The sequence below is a fragment of the Rhodococcus sp. RCBS9 genome, assembly GCF_029457415.1.
In the GTDB taxonomy this organism is placed as follows: Bacteria; Actinomycetota; Actinomycetes; order Mycobacteriales; family Mycobacteriaceae; genus Rhodococcus_F; species Rhodococcus_F qingshengii.
The window spans coordinates 2,626,987-2,644,011 of record NZ_CP120422.1 but is presented as its reverse complement, the minus strand read 5'-3'; the positions used below and the strand labels follow the sequence as shown (position 1 = coordinate 2,644,011).

At 64.2% G+C, this 17,025-nt stretch carries 12 protein-coding genes; 6 read left to right on the top strand and 6 right to left on the bottom strand.

Annotated elements, in window-relative coordinates:
• The first annotated feature begins 21 nt into the window (after nucleotides 1-21).
• From lysX to P0M12_RS12485, 4 genes are all read left to right on the top strand, one after another.
• Entirely contained in the window at nucleotides 22-3,378 is a 3,357-nt protein-coding gene (lysX, locus tag P0M12_RS12500; RefSeq protein WP_277377800.1) for a bifunctional lysylphosphatidylglycerol synthetase/lysine--tRNA ligase LysX, read from the top strand.
• A 13-nt stretch (nucleotides 3,379-3,391) separates the two neighbouring features.
• Nucleotides 3,392-4,282 (top strand): alpha/beta hydrolase, encoded by an 891-nt coding sequence (locus P0M12_RS12495; protein WP_007735816.1) that lies wholly within the window; start codon nucleotides 3,392-3,394, stop codon nucleotides 4,280-4,282.
• A 78-nt stretch (nucleotides 4,283-4,360) separates the two neighbouring features.
• Nucleotides 4,361-5,770, top strand: a complete 1,410-nt coding sequence (locus P0M12_RS12490; RefSeq protein WP_277377798.1) for a diguanylate cyclase — start codon at nucleotides 4,361-4,363, stop codon at nucleotides 5,768-5,770.
• 5 nt (nucleotides 5,771-5,775) lie between these two features.
• Nucleotides 5,776-6,375, top strand: a complete 600-nt coding sequence (locus P0M12_RS12485) for a histidine phosphatase family protein (RefSeq protein ID WP_003943544.1) — start codon at nucleotides 5,776-5,778, stop codon at nucleotides 6,373-6,375.
• Here P0M12_RS12485 and P0M12_RS12480 read toward each other — a convergent pair whose 3' ends face one another.
• From P0M12_RS12480 to P0M12_RS12455, 6 genes are all read right to left on the bottom strand, one after another.
• On the bottom strand, nucleotides 6,376-7,365 hold the full coding sequence (locus P0M12_RS12480; RefSeq protein ID WP_058227385.1) for an oligopeptide/dipeptide ABC transporter ATP-binding protein: 990 nt from the start codon (nucleotides 7,363-7,365) through the stop codon (nucleotides 6,376-6,378).
• Nucleotides 7,365-8,462, bottom strand: coding sequence for an ABC transporter ATP-binding protein (locus P0M12_RS12475; RefSeq protein ID WP_021342346.1), 1,098 nt, complete (start codon nucleotides 8,460-8,462; stop codon nucleotides 7,365-7,367). Before P0M12_RS12475 ends, P0M12_RS12480 begins: the two co-directional genes overlap by 1 nt.
• A complete protein-coding gene (locus P0M12_RS12470) occupies nucleotides 8,459-9,553 on the bottom strand; it encodes an ABC transporter permease (protein WP_007735813.1) in 1,095 nt (364 codons plus the stop codon). Before P0M12_RS12470 ends, P0M12_RS12475 begins: the two co-directional genes overlap by 4 nt.
• Nucleotides 9,546-10,502 (bottom strand): ABC transporter permease, encoded by a 957-nt coding sequence (locus tag P0M12_RS12465; protein WP_003943571.1) that lies wholly within the window; start codon nucleotides 10,500-10,502, stop codon nucleotides 9,546-9,548. Before P0M12_RS12465 ends, P0M12_RS12470 begins: the two co-directional genes overlap by 8 nt.
• A gap of 127 nt (nucleotides 10,503-10,629) precedes the next feature.
• On the bottom strand, nucleotides 10,630-12,249 hold the full coding sequence (locus tag P0M12_RS12460) for an ABC transporter substrate-binding protein (RefSeq protein WP_003943605.1): 1,620 nt from the start codon (nucleotides 12,247-12,249) through the stop codon (nucleotides 10,630-10,632).
• A gap of 182 nt (nucleotides 12,250-12,431) precedes the next feature.
• Entirely contained in the window at nucleotides 12,432-14,027 is a 1,596-nt protein-coding gene (locus tag P0M12_RS12455; RefSeq protein WP_116057485.1) for a Na+/H+ antiporter, read from the bottom strand.
• Nucleotides 14,028-14,053: 26 nt separating this feature from the next.
• Between P0M12_RS12455 and P0M12_RS12450 the strand changes: the two genes are divergently transcribed.
• Both P0M12_RS12450 and P0M12_RS12445 read left to right on the top strand, forming a co-directional pair.
• Complete coding sequence (locus tag P0M12_RS12450) at nucleotides 14,054-14,374, top strand: UBP-type zinc finger domain-containing protein (RefSeq protein ID WP_003943615.1); 321 nt, start codon at nucleotides 14,054-14,056, stop codon at nucleotides 14,372-14,374.
• A gap of 292 nt (nucleotides 14,375-14,666) precedes the next feature.
• Nucleotides 14,667-16,979: a pyruvate dehydrogenase gene (locus P0M12_RS12445; protein ID WP_277377795.1), complete on the top strand. Its 2,313-nt coding sequence runs from the start codon at nucleotides 14,667-14,669 to the stop codon at nucleotides 16,977-16,979.
• Nucleotides 16,980-17,025 lie beyond the last annotated feature (46 nt).

Sequence of the window (17,025 nt, the reverse complement as noted above, 5' to 3'; positions counted from 1 at the left end):
ACCGGTAGGAGAGGAAGCTCGATGGCACCATTGACCGAGGTATCGGACACCACTGCAGAGTTGGTGGAATCGCCACCCGAAAATCCGCGCCAGGCGCGTCGATTCCGCAAAGGGCGGTTCAGCCAGGTTCCCCATATCTCGGGACTGATCCTCGGAGTCTTCTCCGTACTGGTGTTCCTGTGGAGCCTCTCGCCGGTACTGCGGCACATCCTCCGCGTCCCACGCGAATACATCGACAGCTACTACTTCGACGCACCGGATACGAGCCTGTCGTGGGCGCTCGTCGTCGCCCTGCTCGCCGCCGCCCTCGCGAGCCGCAAGCGCATCGCCTGGTGGCTGCTGACGATCTACCTGTCACTGATCACCCTCACCAACATCGCCTCCGCGATCGTCGACAAGAACCCGAACAACGCCGTGGCCGTTGTCGTTTTGCTTGTCGTGATCGGAATTCTCATCGCGGCGAGGCCCGAGTTCTACACACGCGTACGGCGCGGCGCCGGCTGGAAAGCACTCGGCGTGCTGATCGGCGGCATGGCTGTCGCGACCGTGATCGGTTGGGGCCTTGTCGAACTCTTCCCAGGTGACCTGCCGCAGAACCAGCGATTCCTCTGGGCCCTGAACCGCGTCACCGCGGCGGCTTCGGTCGACAACGAGGTGTTCGACGGCCACCCGCGTGTCTTCGTCAACACGGTCCTCGGTCTCCTCGGTGCCATCGCGCTACTCGCCGCAGTCATGACGCTCTTCCGCGCGCAACGCTCCAACAACGCGCTCACCGGAAACGACGAGTCCGCGATCCGCGGGTTGATCCAGAACTTCGGCGCCGACGATTCGCTCGCCTACTTCGCCACCCGCCGCGACAAGGCCGTCATCTTCGCACCGAGCGGCAAGGCCGCGATCACGTACCGCGTCGAGATCGGCGTCTGCCTCGCCAGTGGTGATCCCATCGGTGATCCCGAAGCGTGGCCGCACGCCATCGAAGCGTGGCAGGGGCTCGCGTCGCAGTACGGCTGGGCGACGGCCGTCATGGGCGCCAGCGAAACCGGGGCGACGGCATACAAGAAGGCGGGCCTGAGCGTCCTGCAGCTCGGCGACGAAGCGATCCTGCGCACCCGCGAGTTCAATCTCAACGGACGCGACATGCGCCCGGTGCGCCAGGCGGTCACCCGCGTCAGGCGTCACGGCGTCACCGTGCGGATGCGACGCCATCGCGACATCCCGCCCGAGGACATGGCGGCCGTCATCATCCGCGCCGACGACTGGCGCGACACCGACACCGAGCGCGGCTTCTCCATGGCGCTCGGCCGACTGGGCGATCACCTCGACGGCGATTGCCTCCTCGTCGAAGCCGTCATGGGTGAAGGCACCGAGGACGAAAGCGTCGTCGGCATGCTCTCGCTCGTGCCGTGGGGACCGAACGGTGTTTCGCTCGACCTGATGCGCCGTAAGCCGACGGCGCCCAACGGTGTCGTCGAATTGATGGTCTCGGAGTTGGCCACACGTTCGGACGAGATCGGCGTCGTGCGAGTTTCGCTCAACTTCGCCGTGTTCCGCTCGGTGTTCGAGGAAGGTTCGCGCATCGGCGCGGGCCCGATCCTCCGCATCTGGCGCTCGGTGCTCGTCTTCTTCTCCCGCTGGTGGCAGCTCGAAGCGCTGTACCGCTCGAACGTGAAATACCAGCCGGATTGGGCGCCGCGCTTCCTCTGCTTCGAGGACAACCGCGAACTGCCGCGCGTCGGATTCGCGTCGGCCATCGCCGAAGGCTTTGTGGTGCTGCCCAGTTTCGGGCGCAAGTCCAGCCAGGTCGTCAAGCACACCGGCACGCATGCGGCGGTGCCGGCAGCTCTGGTGACTTCCGAAGGACTGCATGCCGACGGCAGCCCGCCGGACTCGGCTCCGACGTTCACGACCAACGGTCCGCGTCGACCCGAGCAGGTCCGCGTGCGCATGAACAAGCTCGCGCAACTGGCCGACGAAGGGATCGCCGCCTACCCCGTCGCCTATCCACCGACGCACACGATCGCGGCCGCAGCGAAGTCACCGGAGGGCACCCGCGTGCGAATCGCGGGACGCCTCCTGCGGGTCCGCGACTACGGCGGAGTGGTGTTCACGGACGTGCGCGACTGGTCCGGCGACATTCAGGTCCTGGTCGACCAGGACAACGTCGGCCGCGAGAAGCTGGCGGAGTTCGCTGCCGAGTTCGATCTCGGTGACCTGATCGAAGTCAGCGGAACCATCGGGCGCAGCCGCAAGGGCGAGCTGTCGCTCATTGCCGTCGAGTGGCGCATGAACGGCAAGTGCCTGCACCCGCTGCCGGACAAGTGGAAAGGCCTCTCGGATCCCGAGACCCGCGTCCGCCAGCGGTACCTCGACATCGCCCTCAACCCGAAGGCCCGCGAACTGCTCGAAGCCCGAAGCGCCGTCGTGAAGTCGCTGCGCGATTCACTCGGTGGTCGCGGATACCTCGAAGTCGAGACCCCGATCCTGCAGCAGGTGCACGGCGGCGCGAACGCTGCTCCGTTCCTGACACACATCAACGCGTACAACCTCGACCTCTATCTCCGCATCGCACCCGAGCTGTACCTGAAGCGGTTGTGCGTCGCCGGTATGGAGAAAGTGTTCGAGATCGGCCGCGTGTTCCGCAACGAGGGCGTCGACTTCAAACACAATCCCGAGTTCACGATCCTCGAGGCCTACGAAGCCCACAGCGACTACGAGGGCATGATGCGGATGTGCCGCGAGCTGATCCAGGCGGCGGCCGTCGCAGCATTCGGTCGCGAGATCATCATGCGTCCCGGCCCGGACGGCGAACTGGTCGAGGTCGACATCTCCGGTGAGTGGCCGGTGAAGACGATGCACGGCGCCGTCGCCGAAAAACTTGGTGTCGACGTCTCCCCCGAGACAAGTCTCGAAGACCTGCAGAAGTTGTGCGACGCCAATGAGATCCCGTACCAGTCCAGCTGGGATACCGGCGCCATCGCGCAGGAAATGTACGAGCATCTGGTCGAGGACTACACGGAGTTCCCGACGTTCTACACCAACTTCCCCACCTCGATGTCGCCGCTCACCCGGCCGCACCGCAGCATCCCCGGCGTCGCCGAGAAGTGGGACCTGGTGGCGTGGGGCGTCGAACTCGGAACCGCATACAGCGAGCTGACCGACCCTGTGGATCAGCGCAACCGGCTCACCGAGCAGTCGATGCTCGCGGCCGGCGGCGACCCGGAAGCGATGGAATTGGACGAAGACTTCCTCCAAGCCCTCGAACACGCGATGCCGCCGACGGGTGGTCTCGGGATGGGCGTCGACCGAATCGTCATGCTGATCACGGGTGGCAGCATCCGCGAGACGCTGGCCTTCCCCCTCGCGAAACCGCGTCAGTAGTCCGGATTCTCGCGTGCCGGAATTGTTCCACGTGAAACCACCGGGCGAGATCTTGCAGGTCGGCGAGAGCCGACTGCATGTTCTTGCCGAGGGCGACGGCCCCGTCGTCGTCCTGTGCGGCGGGCTGGCGGGCAACTGGTTCGACTGGGATGACTGCGCGCGTCATCTTCAGTCGGACCACACCGTCGTCCGCTTCGATCGCCCGGGCTTCGGGCTCAGCGAGCCTACTTCCGAAGTTCCGACCGTCCGCGGCGAAGCTCAGCGGATCCGCGACGTGCTCGACACTCTGGGACTGAGTGGTCCGGCCGTGGTGGTCGGCCACTCCATCGCCGGCTTCTACGTCGAAGGCTTCGCGCGCCTGTTCCCCGATCGGGCGGCGGGGATGCTCCTCCTCGATTCCAGTGCCGAGAAGGAGCCGAAACGTCTTTTCCCCCGCGACCTGCTGCTGATCGCCTCCCGAGCCGCCGCGGCTTCGTTCAGCACCACCGGGCTCCAACGACTCCTCGGTACGACGACGCGCAAGATCCTCAACCAGTCCGTGCCGCCGAGTGGGTCGTCCGAAGCCACTCTCGAATGGGTCCGGAAGATCTACCGCGAGCCTCATTATCTGGAAGCGGCGATGATCGAATACGTCGCGTACACCGATATGGCGCTGGAGCTCACCGCTTTACGACGCTCGAGCAAGCATCCACTGCCCGACATCGACCTCAGCGTCGTAGCCGCACACACTGGCCACACCACTCCCTGGTCCATCGCCTGGATGGCAAAGCAGCAGAAACTCGCCACCTACCTCGGTGGGAGTTTTCACGTCCTGCGCCCGGCGCATCACCACGCGATGATCGACCAACCCGAGGAGTTAGCGAACTTGATTCGGCGCCTCACGCAGCCGAACCGTCGGGGATGACACTTAAAGTTACAACTCGGACAGTAGCCGGATCATTGCTAGTCTCGGACAGCTTCTGCTTTCTACGACAGGCTGACCATGGACCGTTCGACACGTCGGGTGCGCTCGTGCCTGATTTTCGTGGCGATCCTCGTTGTCGCCCTGGCGGGCATCGCCGCCCGTCCGCCCGGTTTTCTGTCGACCTTCTGGCCCGCCAACGCGATCCTTCTGGGCATTCTCCTCCGTAACCCGCGCTCGTTTGCGCCGATCGGACTCGCTGTCGGCGGCGCAGCGCTGCTGACGGCGGATCTTGCGACCGGAAGCCCCGTGCAGAGGGCCTTCGAACTGAATGCGATCAATCTGGTCGGCGTCACGACAGGATTGATCGCCGCGAACTTGCTCGGCTGCTTTCCGCGGCAAATCTCCGAGACGAAGTACACGGCCAGAATCTTCCTCATCTCGGTTCTGGCGTCGTTCACGGCCGGGTCCGCCAGCGCACTACGCACTCAACTCCACGAAGGAAGCGGTGCGGCAACGGAATTGGTGGGGTGGTTCTTCGCCGACCTGTGTACGTATCTGATCGTGCTGCCGATCGTTCTGTCGGCACCGACGCTCGAACACATTCGAAGAACCTGCGGGCCGTCCGTGCGGCAGAGTCTGCGCTTGAGGCGGCTCGCACAGATCCTGGCGCCTCTGGCCGCTCTCCTGGCCTGTCTGCCACTCGCCCTGGAGGTTCAGGGAGCCCTTGCGCTGCTGCTGCCGATGCCGGCGCTCCTGTGGTGCGCAATGCGTGTCTCACTGTTCAGCACTTCACTCCTGGCAGCCGGATGGAGCGCGTGGGCACTGGTCATGGCGGGTAAGGGACGTCTGGCACTGGCAGATCCGGTGCACCTACTCAGTGAGGGGGTGACCACCCGGATCTCCGTCATCTTGATGGCACTCTCCCCCATCGCCGTAGCCGTCGCCACTGGCGCACAGCGGCGCGCTGAGCGAGAACTCCAACGCATCGCCGAATGCGACGCCCTCACCGGAACGCTGAGTCGCCACGCGTTCTGGACCCAATCGCAGGAACTCCTCGACGCCCAGCACGCGGCACAACGACCGATCGCCGTCATGATGCTCGATCTCGACCACTTCAAATCGATCAACGACAACCTCGGTCACCTCACCGGCGATTCGGTCCTCGAACAGTTCGGAAACACCCTCCTCGCCGCTACCGAAGGGCTGGGACTCTCCGGCCGACTGGGTGGTGAAGAATTTGCCGTCGCCGCCGCCGACTGCACCTTCGAGGAAGCCATCCACCTCGCGGAGCGCATCAGAGAGGCGCAAGAGGCCCACGCGCGATCCATTCGCGGTTTCGCGGGAACGGTCAGTATCGGCGTCGCCTGGGCCGATCGCGCGATGCCGGGCATGGAGACTCTGCTCGATATCGCCGACAACGCGATGTACCAGGCAAAACGCGACGGCCGAAACCTCGTGGTGGCGTTCGATCTCTACATGGCAAGGTGACGTAGGTGCAACTACTCCTGATCCGACACGCGCTCCCCGAACTGGCCGAGGTCACCGAAGGCCGCGCAGATCCCTCGCTGACCGACGAAGGTCGTGCCCAGGCACTACGGCTGCCCGCAGCACTGGCGCCGTACCGGATCACCGGACTCTTCAGCAGCCCGCAGAAGCGCGCACTCGAGACCGCAGCCCCGGTAGCGCAGATATTGGGCCTTCCGGTCACCCAGCGCGAGGGTCTGGCGGAATACGACTACGAGCAGCCGCACTACATCCCGATGCACGAGGTCCTGGAGCGGGCGCCGGAAACCTATGCGCGAATCAAAGCCGGCTGGCTCCCCGAGTCGGTGGACGGCGACGCCTTTCGTGCGCGAGTCCTCGGTGCGATCGACGAGATAGTCGCGGCAACGGACAACGACGCCACCGTGGCGATCTTCTGCCACGGCGGCGTCGTCAACATCGTTCTGCAGGAACTGCTCGGACTGGAGCGCCCGTTGACCTTCCCGATCGAGTACGTGTCCGTCACGCGCATTCTCGTGTCGCGAAACGGAAGCCGCAGGGTCGGGTCGATCAACGAAACCGGTCACGTACGCAACATGCTTCGCGTGTAGTCACACGTTGTGGCACGCCACCTGATGGCCGCCCTCGACGAGACGCAGCTCGGGAACTACCTCGGCGCAGAGATCAGTAGCCAGCGGGCACCGCGTGCGGAAGCGGCAGCCACTGGGCGGATTGAGCGGCGAGGGCAGTTCGATGACCTTCTGCTCGACGTTCTGCGCCGCGGTGACGGTGGCGTCGGGATCGGGAATCGACGCCAGCAGTAGCTGCGTATACGGGTGCAGCGCGCGGTTCTGCATGTCTTCTGCGGGAACGATTTCGCAGACGCGGCCCAAGTACATGATCATCACGCGGTCACTGATGTTCTTCACGACGGCCATGTTGTGCGCAATGAACAGCAGCGACAGCCCGTGACGCTTCTTCGCGTCCTCGAGCAGGTTCAGAATCTGCGCCTGCACGGACACGTCGAGGCTCGAGACCGGCTCGTCACAGATCAGGACCTTGGGGTCGAGCATCAATGCGCGGGCGATGCACACGCGCTGGCACTGACCACCCGAGAGTTCGCGTGGGGTTCGGTCCCACACCATGTCCGGGTCCAGCCCGACCTCGGCAAGAACCTCGCGCGCCCGAGCTTCGATGGCAGCCTTGTCTTTTCCACCCCAGATCGACGGACCCTCGGTGATGAGAGCCTTGACCTTGCGACGGGGATTCAGGGAGGAGATGGGATCCTGAAAGATCATCTGCAACTGAGTGCGGCTGCGACGCAATTCTTCCGCGCCCAGTGCCGTCATTTCCGTCTCTCCGAGGCGGATCGAGCCCGACGTCGGTGAGGGCAACTGCATGATCGCCCGGCCCGCCGTGGACTTGCCACAGCCGGATTCACCGACCACGCCCAAGGTTTCGCCCGGAGCGACGGTGAAGCTGATCCCGGACACGGCGTGAACGGTCTGGCCCTTGCCGACGTTGAATTCGACGACCAAGTCCTCGACCGTCAGGGCCGCGTCCACCGTCTCGGACTTCCTGGTATCCACTGATGCAGTCATCAGACCATCTCCTTCACCGCGAGCGTCAGGCCCGCTGCGGTAGTGCCGGCCTTCTCGTTGGCGACCAATGCCGTTGTGCCTTCGGGGGTGTCGACCGGGTAGTGGCACGCGAACGTGTGGCTTTCGGTTGTGTTGTCCCCCGGTCCGCCGGGAGCCAGGGCCGGGTCGCCGGTCAGGCAGTCGTCCTGGGCGTATCGGCAGCGAGCGGCGAAGCGGCAACCGGTGATCGGCTTCGTCATGTCCGGGAGTCCACCCGGAATTGTCTGCAGCACTGTGTGCGTCGGTGATTCGAGTCGCGGAATCGCGGCCATCAGCGCTTCGGTGTACGGGTGGCGAGGACGAGTGAACAACTCTTCGGTTGCCGACGTTTCCACGACGGAACCGGCGTACATGACGGCGACACGGTCCGATCGCCCCGAGACCACACCGAGGTCGTGGCTGATCAGGATGACGGCCATGTTGAGCTTGTCATTCAGTGAGGCGAGCAGATCGAGAATCTGCTTCTGCACCGTCACGTCGAGAGCGGTGGTCGGCTCGTCGGCGATCAGCAGTTTCGGCTCGCAGGCCAGCGCCATCGCGATGACCACACGCTGTCGCATACCTCCCGAAAGTTCGTGGGGGTACTGGTCGAGCCGACGCTTGGGCTCGGGGATACCCACCATCGACAGGAGTTCCGCTGCGCGATCGCGCGCCGCGTCCTTCTTCAGACCCAGGTGGAACTTCAAGGATTCGGTGATGTGGGTACCGATGCGCTTGAACGGATTGAGCGAGGTCATCGGATCCTGGAAGACCATGGCGATCTCGGGTCCCCAGAAGTGCTTCATCTCCGACTTCTTCATCGTCGACATGTCGCGGCCGGCAAACGTCACCGTCCCGCTGATGTCGAGAGCCGGACCCTTCTGGAGCAGTCCCATGATGGTGCGCCCGAGAACCGACTTGCCGGAACCGGATTCACCCACGATGCCGAGAGTCTCGCCGGCGGAGACGTGGATCGAGACACCGTCGACTGCTCGCAACTGGCCACGGGGAGTGGCGAATACGGTTCTGATGTTGTCCGCCTGCAGTAGCGGAACGCCGTGCTGAGCTGAAGTGGTCACAGCTTACTCCGATACTTCTCGCCGATGAGGTTGAAGGAGAACACCGTCAGGAAGAGGAAGACGCCTGGTACCAGGACGATGAACGGATGCTTCTCCACGATCCCGCCCTGACCTTCCGCAATCATGTTGCCCCAGGTCGGATCAGGTTGTGCGATACCGAGTCCGAGGAAGCTCAGTGACGCTTCCGCGACGATCAGGCCGGAGACGGCCACCAGGCCGAGCGCGGCGACGGGAACGAGGACGTTGGGAACCAACTCGCGCCAGATGACGCGCCATTTGGTGGCGCCCATGGCTCTCGCGGCAAGCACGAACTCCCGTTGGGCGACGACGATGGTGTTTGCCCTGGCGATTCGAACCATGCTGGGAATGCAGAGAATCGACAGTGCGAGGGTGATGTTGCGCAGGTTCGACGTGAGCACCGCGGCCAGTGCGATGAGCAGCACCAGAGAAGGAATGGCCAGCAGCGAGTTGGTCAGGATTCCGACCACGGCGTCGACCTTGCCACGGAAATAGCCGGCCATGACGCCGATGGTGCCACCGATGATCATGCCGATCAGCACGGCGCAGATGGCGACAGTCAAGGAGGCGCGCGCACCGAACAGGGCGCGGGCGAGCAGGTCGAGACCGAAGTTGTTGGTACCCAACGGATGATCGGAGAGCAGGCTCGGCGATGCGAAGCCCGGCTCGGCCAAGGTCTTGACCGTGTCCTTGTACTCACCGAGCGGCAGCAGCGGCGCGAAGATCGCGGCCAGGATCAGCGCGACCAGCCAGATGCACGCCAACCAGTACGAGAGATCGAACTGACTGCCCCACTTGGACGTACCGAGTTTGCCGAGCCCCTTGAAGAGGAAAACCAGGGCAACGAGCGCGAGCACGATGCGGACGGTCATCATGATCGCTGAACCGAAGAGTGCGGTGCCGAGCAGCGCAACGCCGACCACTGTGAGAATCGATCCGATCAGGACCAGATTCTTGGGCTGTTCCAGCGTCTCGACGGGACCGGGAGCCAGCAGGACTGTCTGCTGCCGGTATGTCATCACCTCGGACGGGGCCGGCGACGGGGCCGCTCCGTCTGGCGTCACTTCAGACATGGACACGACGACTCCTCGGGTCAAGATAGGTGTACAGAACATCGATCGCACTGTTGACGAGGACGTAGATGACCGCGATCACGACCACCGCGCCGAGCAGCATCGGCGAATCACCCTGCTGCGCTGCGCGGACGATGAGCGTGCCCATTCCGGGCAGCGAGAACAGCGTCTCGACGATCACGGTGCTGCCGATCATGCCGCCGAGAGCCAGACCCATCATCGTGATGAGCGAGAACGACGACGGGCGGAGCGCGTCACTGAAAAGCACTCGCAGCGTGGGCATTCCCTTGGCCTTCGACGCGAGGATGTAATCCTCACGGAGCGTCGTCACCAGGTCGGATCGGAGAACGCGAGTGAACATCGCCATCTCGAGGAGGCTGATGGTGATCGCGGGAAGTATTGCGTGTGAGAGGTTTCCGGAGAGGCTGTCGCCGATGCGCACCCACTGTGATCGCGGGAACCAGCCGAGCCAGTTGACGGTGACCATGATCAGCAACAGACCGGCGAGGAAGCTCGGGACGGAAAGAACACCGAATGTCGCGGCGCTGATGACGCGGTCGATGACGCCGCCTTCGTGGTGCGCCGACCAGAGTGCGAGCGGAACTGCGACGACGAGTGCGATGACCAGACCCATCACTGCCAACTGAACGCTGACGGGGAGAGCGGAACTGATCGCGGTGAGGACGTCCTGCTGCGGGGGAACGAGCGAGTTGCCGAGGTCGCCCTGGAGAGCGCTGGTCAGCCAGTCCCAATAGCGAACCAGGAGTGGATCGTTGAGTCCGAGCTGCTGCCGAACTTCCTCGTACTCGGCAGGCGTTCGGCCTTCACCGAGAACGGAGACAGCGGGATCGCCGGGGATCAGTGATGCCAGCACGAAGGTTCCGAAGCTGACGATCAGGATCACAATGACGAGCTGGCCCAATTTCTTACCTATTGCGCCGATGTTCATCGATTTCGTCTCCTTCGGACAGCGAGCTCGCAATACACAGCAGTTCCTCTGATTTCATTTCTTCGTTCGCAGCCGGCCCCGATCCGCTGCAATACGGGCGCGGGGCCGGCTGTGAACTTCAGGCTCTCTAGGACTTCCAAGCTCCGTCGAAGAGCACGATTCCGTCGAGGCTCTGCTCGAGTCCGTGAACGTTCTGGTTCCACACGTCGAGTGCGGCGACGTTGCCCCACACCTGCCACGGGACGGTCTCGTTGGCGCGTTCCTGGATCTGTGCCAGGACTGCCTTCTTGTCCTCGTCGGTGGTTGCGACGCCCAACTTGTCCAGGAGAGCATCCATTTCGGCGTCGGAGTAGCCGGTCGCGTTGTTACGGCCACCGGACTTGATGCCCGTGTACAGACGCTCGTAGGGATCGGCCTCGGCGAGGCTCAGTGCTGCGGTGCTCATGTCGTAGTCGTGATCGGCGTACATCCGCTTGACCAGATCACCTGCACCGGTGACGTATTCGATCTGAGCGTCGAAGCCGACTGCGTTGAGCATCGCCTGGATGGCCAGAGCCGTTGCCTGTGCGGACGGTTCCTGGATGGAGAGGAAGGTGATCTTTCCGTCGTAGCCGTCGGCCTTGGCCTGATCGAGCAGTTCCTTCGCCTTGGCGGGATCGACGCCGATCGGTGCGACGTCGTTGTGCCAGCGCGAGGTGTCCTGGAAGATCTCCTGGCCGGGCAGTCCCTTGCCGTTGTTGACGCGGGTGTTGAGCGTCTCCGGATCGACGGCCAGCGCCATCGCCTGGCGGACACGGACATCCGAGCCCGGGCGGCCCGGGGCCATGTTCACGTTGGCGATGTAACCGAGCGACGGGATGTCGACGAAGCCGGGGTAACCCGACTCGATCAGATCCAGGATCGGGGTGAGCGTACGCATGTACGCGGCGTCGATGCCGCCCGTCTTGAGTGCTTCGGCGGTGGGCTGAGCTCCGACGATGCTGATCAGCTTGAGCTTGTCGATGTTCGGTGCGCCGTCGTAGTAGTCGGGGCGAGCAGCCAACAGCAGTTCCTCGTTGGGAGCGAACTTCTCGAGGGTGAAGGCGCCGGCGCCGATCGGGGTGAACTGGTCACCCTGCTGGGCGCTCGGGGCGACGATCATGCCGGGTCCGGTGGCGAGCATCGACTGGATGCCTGTCCACGGATCAACGAGGTTGAAGACTACGGTCGTCGCGTCGGGGGTGTCGATCGAGGCAACCTTGGAAGCCCACAGGCTCGACTGAGGTCCCTTGTTGGTGACGTAGCGGTTGATGCTGTCGGCGACGGCCTTCGAGTCGAGAGCTGTGCCATCGCTGAACTTCACACCGTCGCGGAGCTTCAGCGTCCAGGTCTTGCTGTCCGAACTCGCTTCGAGCGACTGAGCGAGCTTGGGCTCGAACTTCTGCCCGATGGGGTCGTAACGCATGAGCACGTCGTAGATGGCACTGAGCTCGCTGCCACCGGTGGCGCCGGCAACCTGAGCCTTCGCGGGATCGAGAGTCGTGACCGCCGAGTAGCCGCTGAACGTCAGCGTGCCGCCTTTGGTGGGAGTGCCGGGATCGGCCTGCTCGTTGACCATGCCGATCTTCAGTGAGGAACCGGAATCAGCGGATTCGCCGCCGCCATTGCTCGAGCCGTTGTCGGCGCACGACGCCAGGAACATACTTGCGGTGATCGCCAGCGCAGCCGCAGCCAATCTGCGACTTCCGCGGCGGGAACTACGACTCATTCGAATGCCTCCAAGGCGGGGTAAGACCGTGACGTGATGTTGAACACGAAACAGTCTGTGATGGGAGGCACAGAAAATTGGATCGAGTCTCGCTCAGTGGAATCGGTTAAGTTGCAGGCCTCAACAGTCAGGTAAACCGACCCTGGCCAGCGGTTACCTTCGTGGACAGCAGACCAGCCGGTCTAGTCCCGGTCGAGCGTCGCTTCCTCGAGATCGAGCTCGCGAAGTACCTTCCGGAGGACCTCGTCGTCGATCCGGCCGGCATCGCGTTCGGCGATGAAGACGTCTCGCTCGGCATCGATCATCTCGAGGCGCAGCGAGCGGAAGGCGTTCGACGGGCTCTCCCCCAGATCCTCGTCGCTGCGTCCCAGTCGCTCCCACGCCGAGTTCGCGCGGTGGGTGTTCCAGCTTCGCAAGATGTCCGCGGCACGATTGCGGACCTGAGGGACGTCGTCGGCGTCGGCTCCGACCAACTCGTCCAGCCGCGCCGCAGCGGCCCGTGCAGCCTTGTCCTGAGCGGCCGCCTCGGCGCGGGCGTCGGACTGCTCTTCGTCCCCCTGCACGCCGAGGACACGGATCACCCACGGCAACGTCAGGCCGTGCAGCAACAGCGTGCCGACCACGACGACAAACGTCAGGAACAGGATCAGCGACCGCCCCGGGAAGTCCTCCCCACTGTTGACCGTCAGCGGAATGGCGAAGGCAGCTGCCAGCGACACGACCCCTCGCATACCGGCCCACGACACGACGAACACCGCCCGCGCCGAAATCTCCGGCTCCCTCGCTCGAATACGCGGCGACAGCCAGCGCGGTACGTACGTGAACGGGAACACCCAGGCGATTCGGACCACCACGACGGTCACGAGAACGGCAACCGACGCCCAGACGACGATCGAAGTGCTGTACCCCTGCAATCCGTTGACGACACTGGGCAATTGGAGACCGATCAACAGGAAGACGAACGACTCCAGGATCAGGTCGACGGCCCTCCACACTGCCGTGTCCTGCAAACGCGTCGCATAACTCGCGCGGGTGGAGCGCTGGCCGAGGAACAATCCGGCTACGACGACCGCGATGACGCCCGACGCGTGGACCTCTTCCGCAGCCAGGTAGGTGAAGAACGGCACCACCAATCCGATTCCGCTCTCCATCACCGGATCCTGGAGCTTGCCGCGAACCTTCGAGATGACGAACCCCACCGCGAGGCCGATCACCGTTCCACCGACCGCCGCGACGAGGAAGGTCTCGAAGCCGCCGATCAGCGTCGCACCCGTACCGACGGCAGCCGCGAGAGCGACCTTGTACGCCGTCAGAGCGGTGGCGTCGTTGAGCAGGCTCTCCCCGCCCAGCAGGGTCATGATCCGGCGCGGCAGGCCGAGCTTGCGTCCGATTGCGCTCGCGGACACCGCGTCCGGCGGCGCCACGATCGCGCCGAGAACCAGAGCAGCCGCTATCGAGAACTCCGGCACGATCAGGTAGGCGACAAAGCCCACCGCAGCCGTCGTCGCCAGGGGAAGCCCCACCGCGAGAAATCCGATCGGACGCAGATTCGAGCGCAAAGCCAGGTATGAACTGTCCAGTGCTGCCGAGTACAGAAGTGGAGGCAACACGACGAACAGGACGAGGTCTGGATCGAGTTCCAATTCCGGAACACCCGGTATCTGACAGGCGATCAAACCGACCAGGACGAGGATCAGCGGCGAAGACAGCCCGAACCTTCGCGCGACCGCCGCCACCAGCAACGCCGCTACTACAACCCCCAGTAATATGCCGTTCACCCTGGCAGCATGCAGTATGGAAGGCGATGAAGAAAATCCTGAAGCGAGCAGCAGCTCGCACACAGCAGCCCGCACCCGCTCCCACCGGTTGCGAGGAACTAACCAATGCGCCCGAAACGGACCCGGCGGCGCTTACGCCCGGCGTCTGCCAGGAGTGCGCCGAGTTGGGCGAGGATAACTGGTCTCACCTGCGCATGTGCCTGTCCTGCGGCCACGTCGGATGCTGCGATTCCAGCCCTCATCAGCACGCCACCAACCACTACCGCGAAACCGGGCACCCGGTCATGCGCTCACACGAGCCCGGCGAATCCTGGCGCTGGTGCTACGTCCACGACCTGATGGACTGACCGCGCGCGACTGGCGGTGCACTGCGCATAGTGCCCACCTGTCACGGCGCACAGCCCTCGGTGTTGCGCACATTGCTCAATCCACCGGGTAGCTATTGCTCAATCTGTATGCCGATGATGGACTTTGACGCAGAATCTGCACAACAGATCGACAGGTGCGGCTGGACTTTGCCGCACCGAACGGTTCGGCCTCAGGAAGTCCTGCCAAACATCACAACCACATCGTCGGCCCCACGATCTGGGGTACAGGCGGTGCGGTGATCGATGTCCACTACTGAAGGCAGGACCGGCCGTGAACAGCCCCAACATCGACCAGAACGCTCCCGAGTCACTGGCGGAGATCGAGAAGCGCGTTCTGTGGTTGTCGACCGCGATGATCCATCACGCCAACCGTGTCCGTCCGAATCCCAGCGGGCTCAAGGTCGGCGGCCATCAGGCCTCGTGCGCGTCGATGGTCTCGATCATGACGTCGCTGTGGTTCGGCCAACTTCGTTCCGGCGACCGGGTTTCCGTCAAGCCGCATGCGGCGCCGGTGCTCCACGGCATCAACTATCTGCTCGGCGAACTCGACGAGTCCTACCTGACGACTCTGCGCGAATTCGGGGGCCTGCAGAGCTACCCGAGTCGATCGAAAGATCCTGATCCGGTGGATTATTCGACCGGTTCGGTGGGTATCGGCGCGACGGCTCCCATCTGGGGCGCCATCGCTCGCCGATACGTCGACGCCTCCCTCGGCGGCGCCGGAACCGGGCGTCAGTACTCCCTGGTCGGTGACGCCGAACTCGACGAGGGCGCGGTGTGGGAAGCAGTTCTCGATCATTCGGTTGCCGAACTGGGTGAGATCGTGTGGATAGTCGACCTCAACCGCCAATCACTCGACCGGGTGGTGCCGAACATCGCGGCAACCCGCCTGGAGCGCATGTTCTCGGGTGCCGGCTGGCAGGTCATCACCGTGAAGTTCGGTGCGCTGCTGGAATCACTGTTCACCCGGCCGGGCGGCACCGCGTTGCGCGAACGAATCCTGGACATGCCGAATCCGGAGTACCAGCGCCTGCTGCGATGCACGGCCGACGAGGTACGTCTGAGACTGCCCGGCGACGCGGCGGACGCCGACGCGATCACGGCGCTGATCGACGACCTCGACGACGCCACGGTGCTCGAGGCCATCCGCAATCTCGGTGGCCACGACCTCGACGCTCTGCGAGAGGCGTACGCACAGATCGACGACACCCGTCCCACCGTGATCATCGCGTACACGATCAAGGGTCGGGGTCTGCCGACGCAGGGTCATCCGCAGAACCACTCGTCGCTGCTCACCGCCGAGCAGTTCGAGCACCTGGCGGCGGAACTCGGCATGGATCCGTCGAAGCCCTGGGAACGGTTCGAGACCGACAGCCCGTCCGGCCGCATCTGCGCCGAAACCGCTGGGCGCCTGACTCGCCCGAAGGTGGAGCATCTGGTGCCCCCGGCAGTTCCGAAAGACATCGGCCGTACGCCCTCCGGCACGTCCACCACTCAGGCAGCTCTCGGCCGGGTACTACTCGACCTCAGCCGCGAAGCGCCGGACGCCGCGAAACGTGTTGTCACACTGAGCCCGGACGTCAGTTCCACCACCAACCTCGCAGGCTGGCTGAACAAGGTCGGGGTCTGGTCCCCCGACGAGCGGCACAACTGGTTTGCCGACGACGCCGAAACGATCATGCACTGGCGTGAGAAGCCCACCGGTCAGCACATGGAACTCGGTATCGCCGAGACCAACCTGGTCGGGTTGATGGGCGAACTCGGTGCAACCTGGAGTCGTTGGGGCCAGCCACTCTTCCCTATCGGCGTGATGTACGACCCCTTCATCGAGCGGGCTCTCGAACCGTGGTCGTACGGCATCTACGCCGGTGGACAGTCGATCATGGTCGGCACTCCGTCGGGCGTCACCTTGGCCGCCGAAGGTGGTGCGCACCAGTCGATCAAGACCCCATCCATCGGACTGGAACAGCCGGGTTGCGTCAGTTTCGAACCGGCATTCGCCGTCGACGTCGAGTGGACGCTCCTCGACAGCATCGGACGCCTCGGTCGCCCGGACGGCAGCTCGTCGTATCTGCGCCTGTCGACCCGCCCGGTCGATCAGGCCCTGGCCGCGGTACCGACCGATCCGGCTGCGCGAGAACGCCGCCGAAGTCAGGTGGTCGCCGGGGCATACACACTGCGGCACAACCCTGATCCGGCCGTCACCCTGGTCGGCATGGGTGCCACCGTCACCGAAACACTGGTCGCAGCCGAAAGACTGGGCGAGCAAGGTATTTCCGCCGACGTCGTGTGCGTGACCAGCCCCGGCTTGCTCTTCGAAGCGCTCCAATCGCGGCGCGGCCTCGCGGACGGCCCGTCGTGGATCCTGGATCAGGTCTTTCCGAGCAGCCGGTCCGCGCCGATGGTGACTGTTCTCGACGGACACCCGCACACCCTCGCGTTCCTGACGGGAATCAACAACGTTCCGGGCGCTGCGCTCGGAGTGAGCCGGTTCGGTCAGGTCGGTTCACTCGAGGACGTCTACCGATACCACGGCCTCGACTCCGACAGCATCGTCCGCGCTGCCCTCGATCTCACTTCTTGATCTATCCCGCTCTCTGATGCCGAGAAGCGTCCCCGCAGGGACGCTT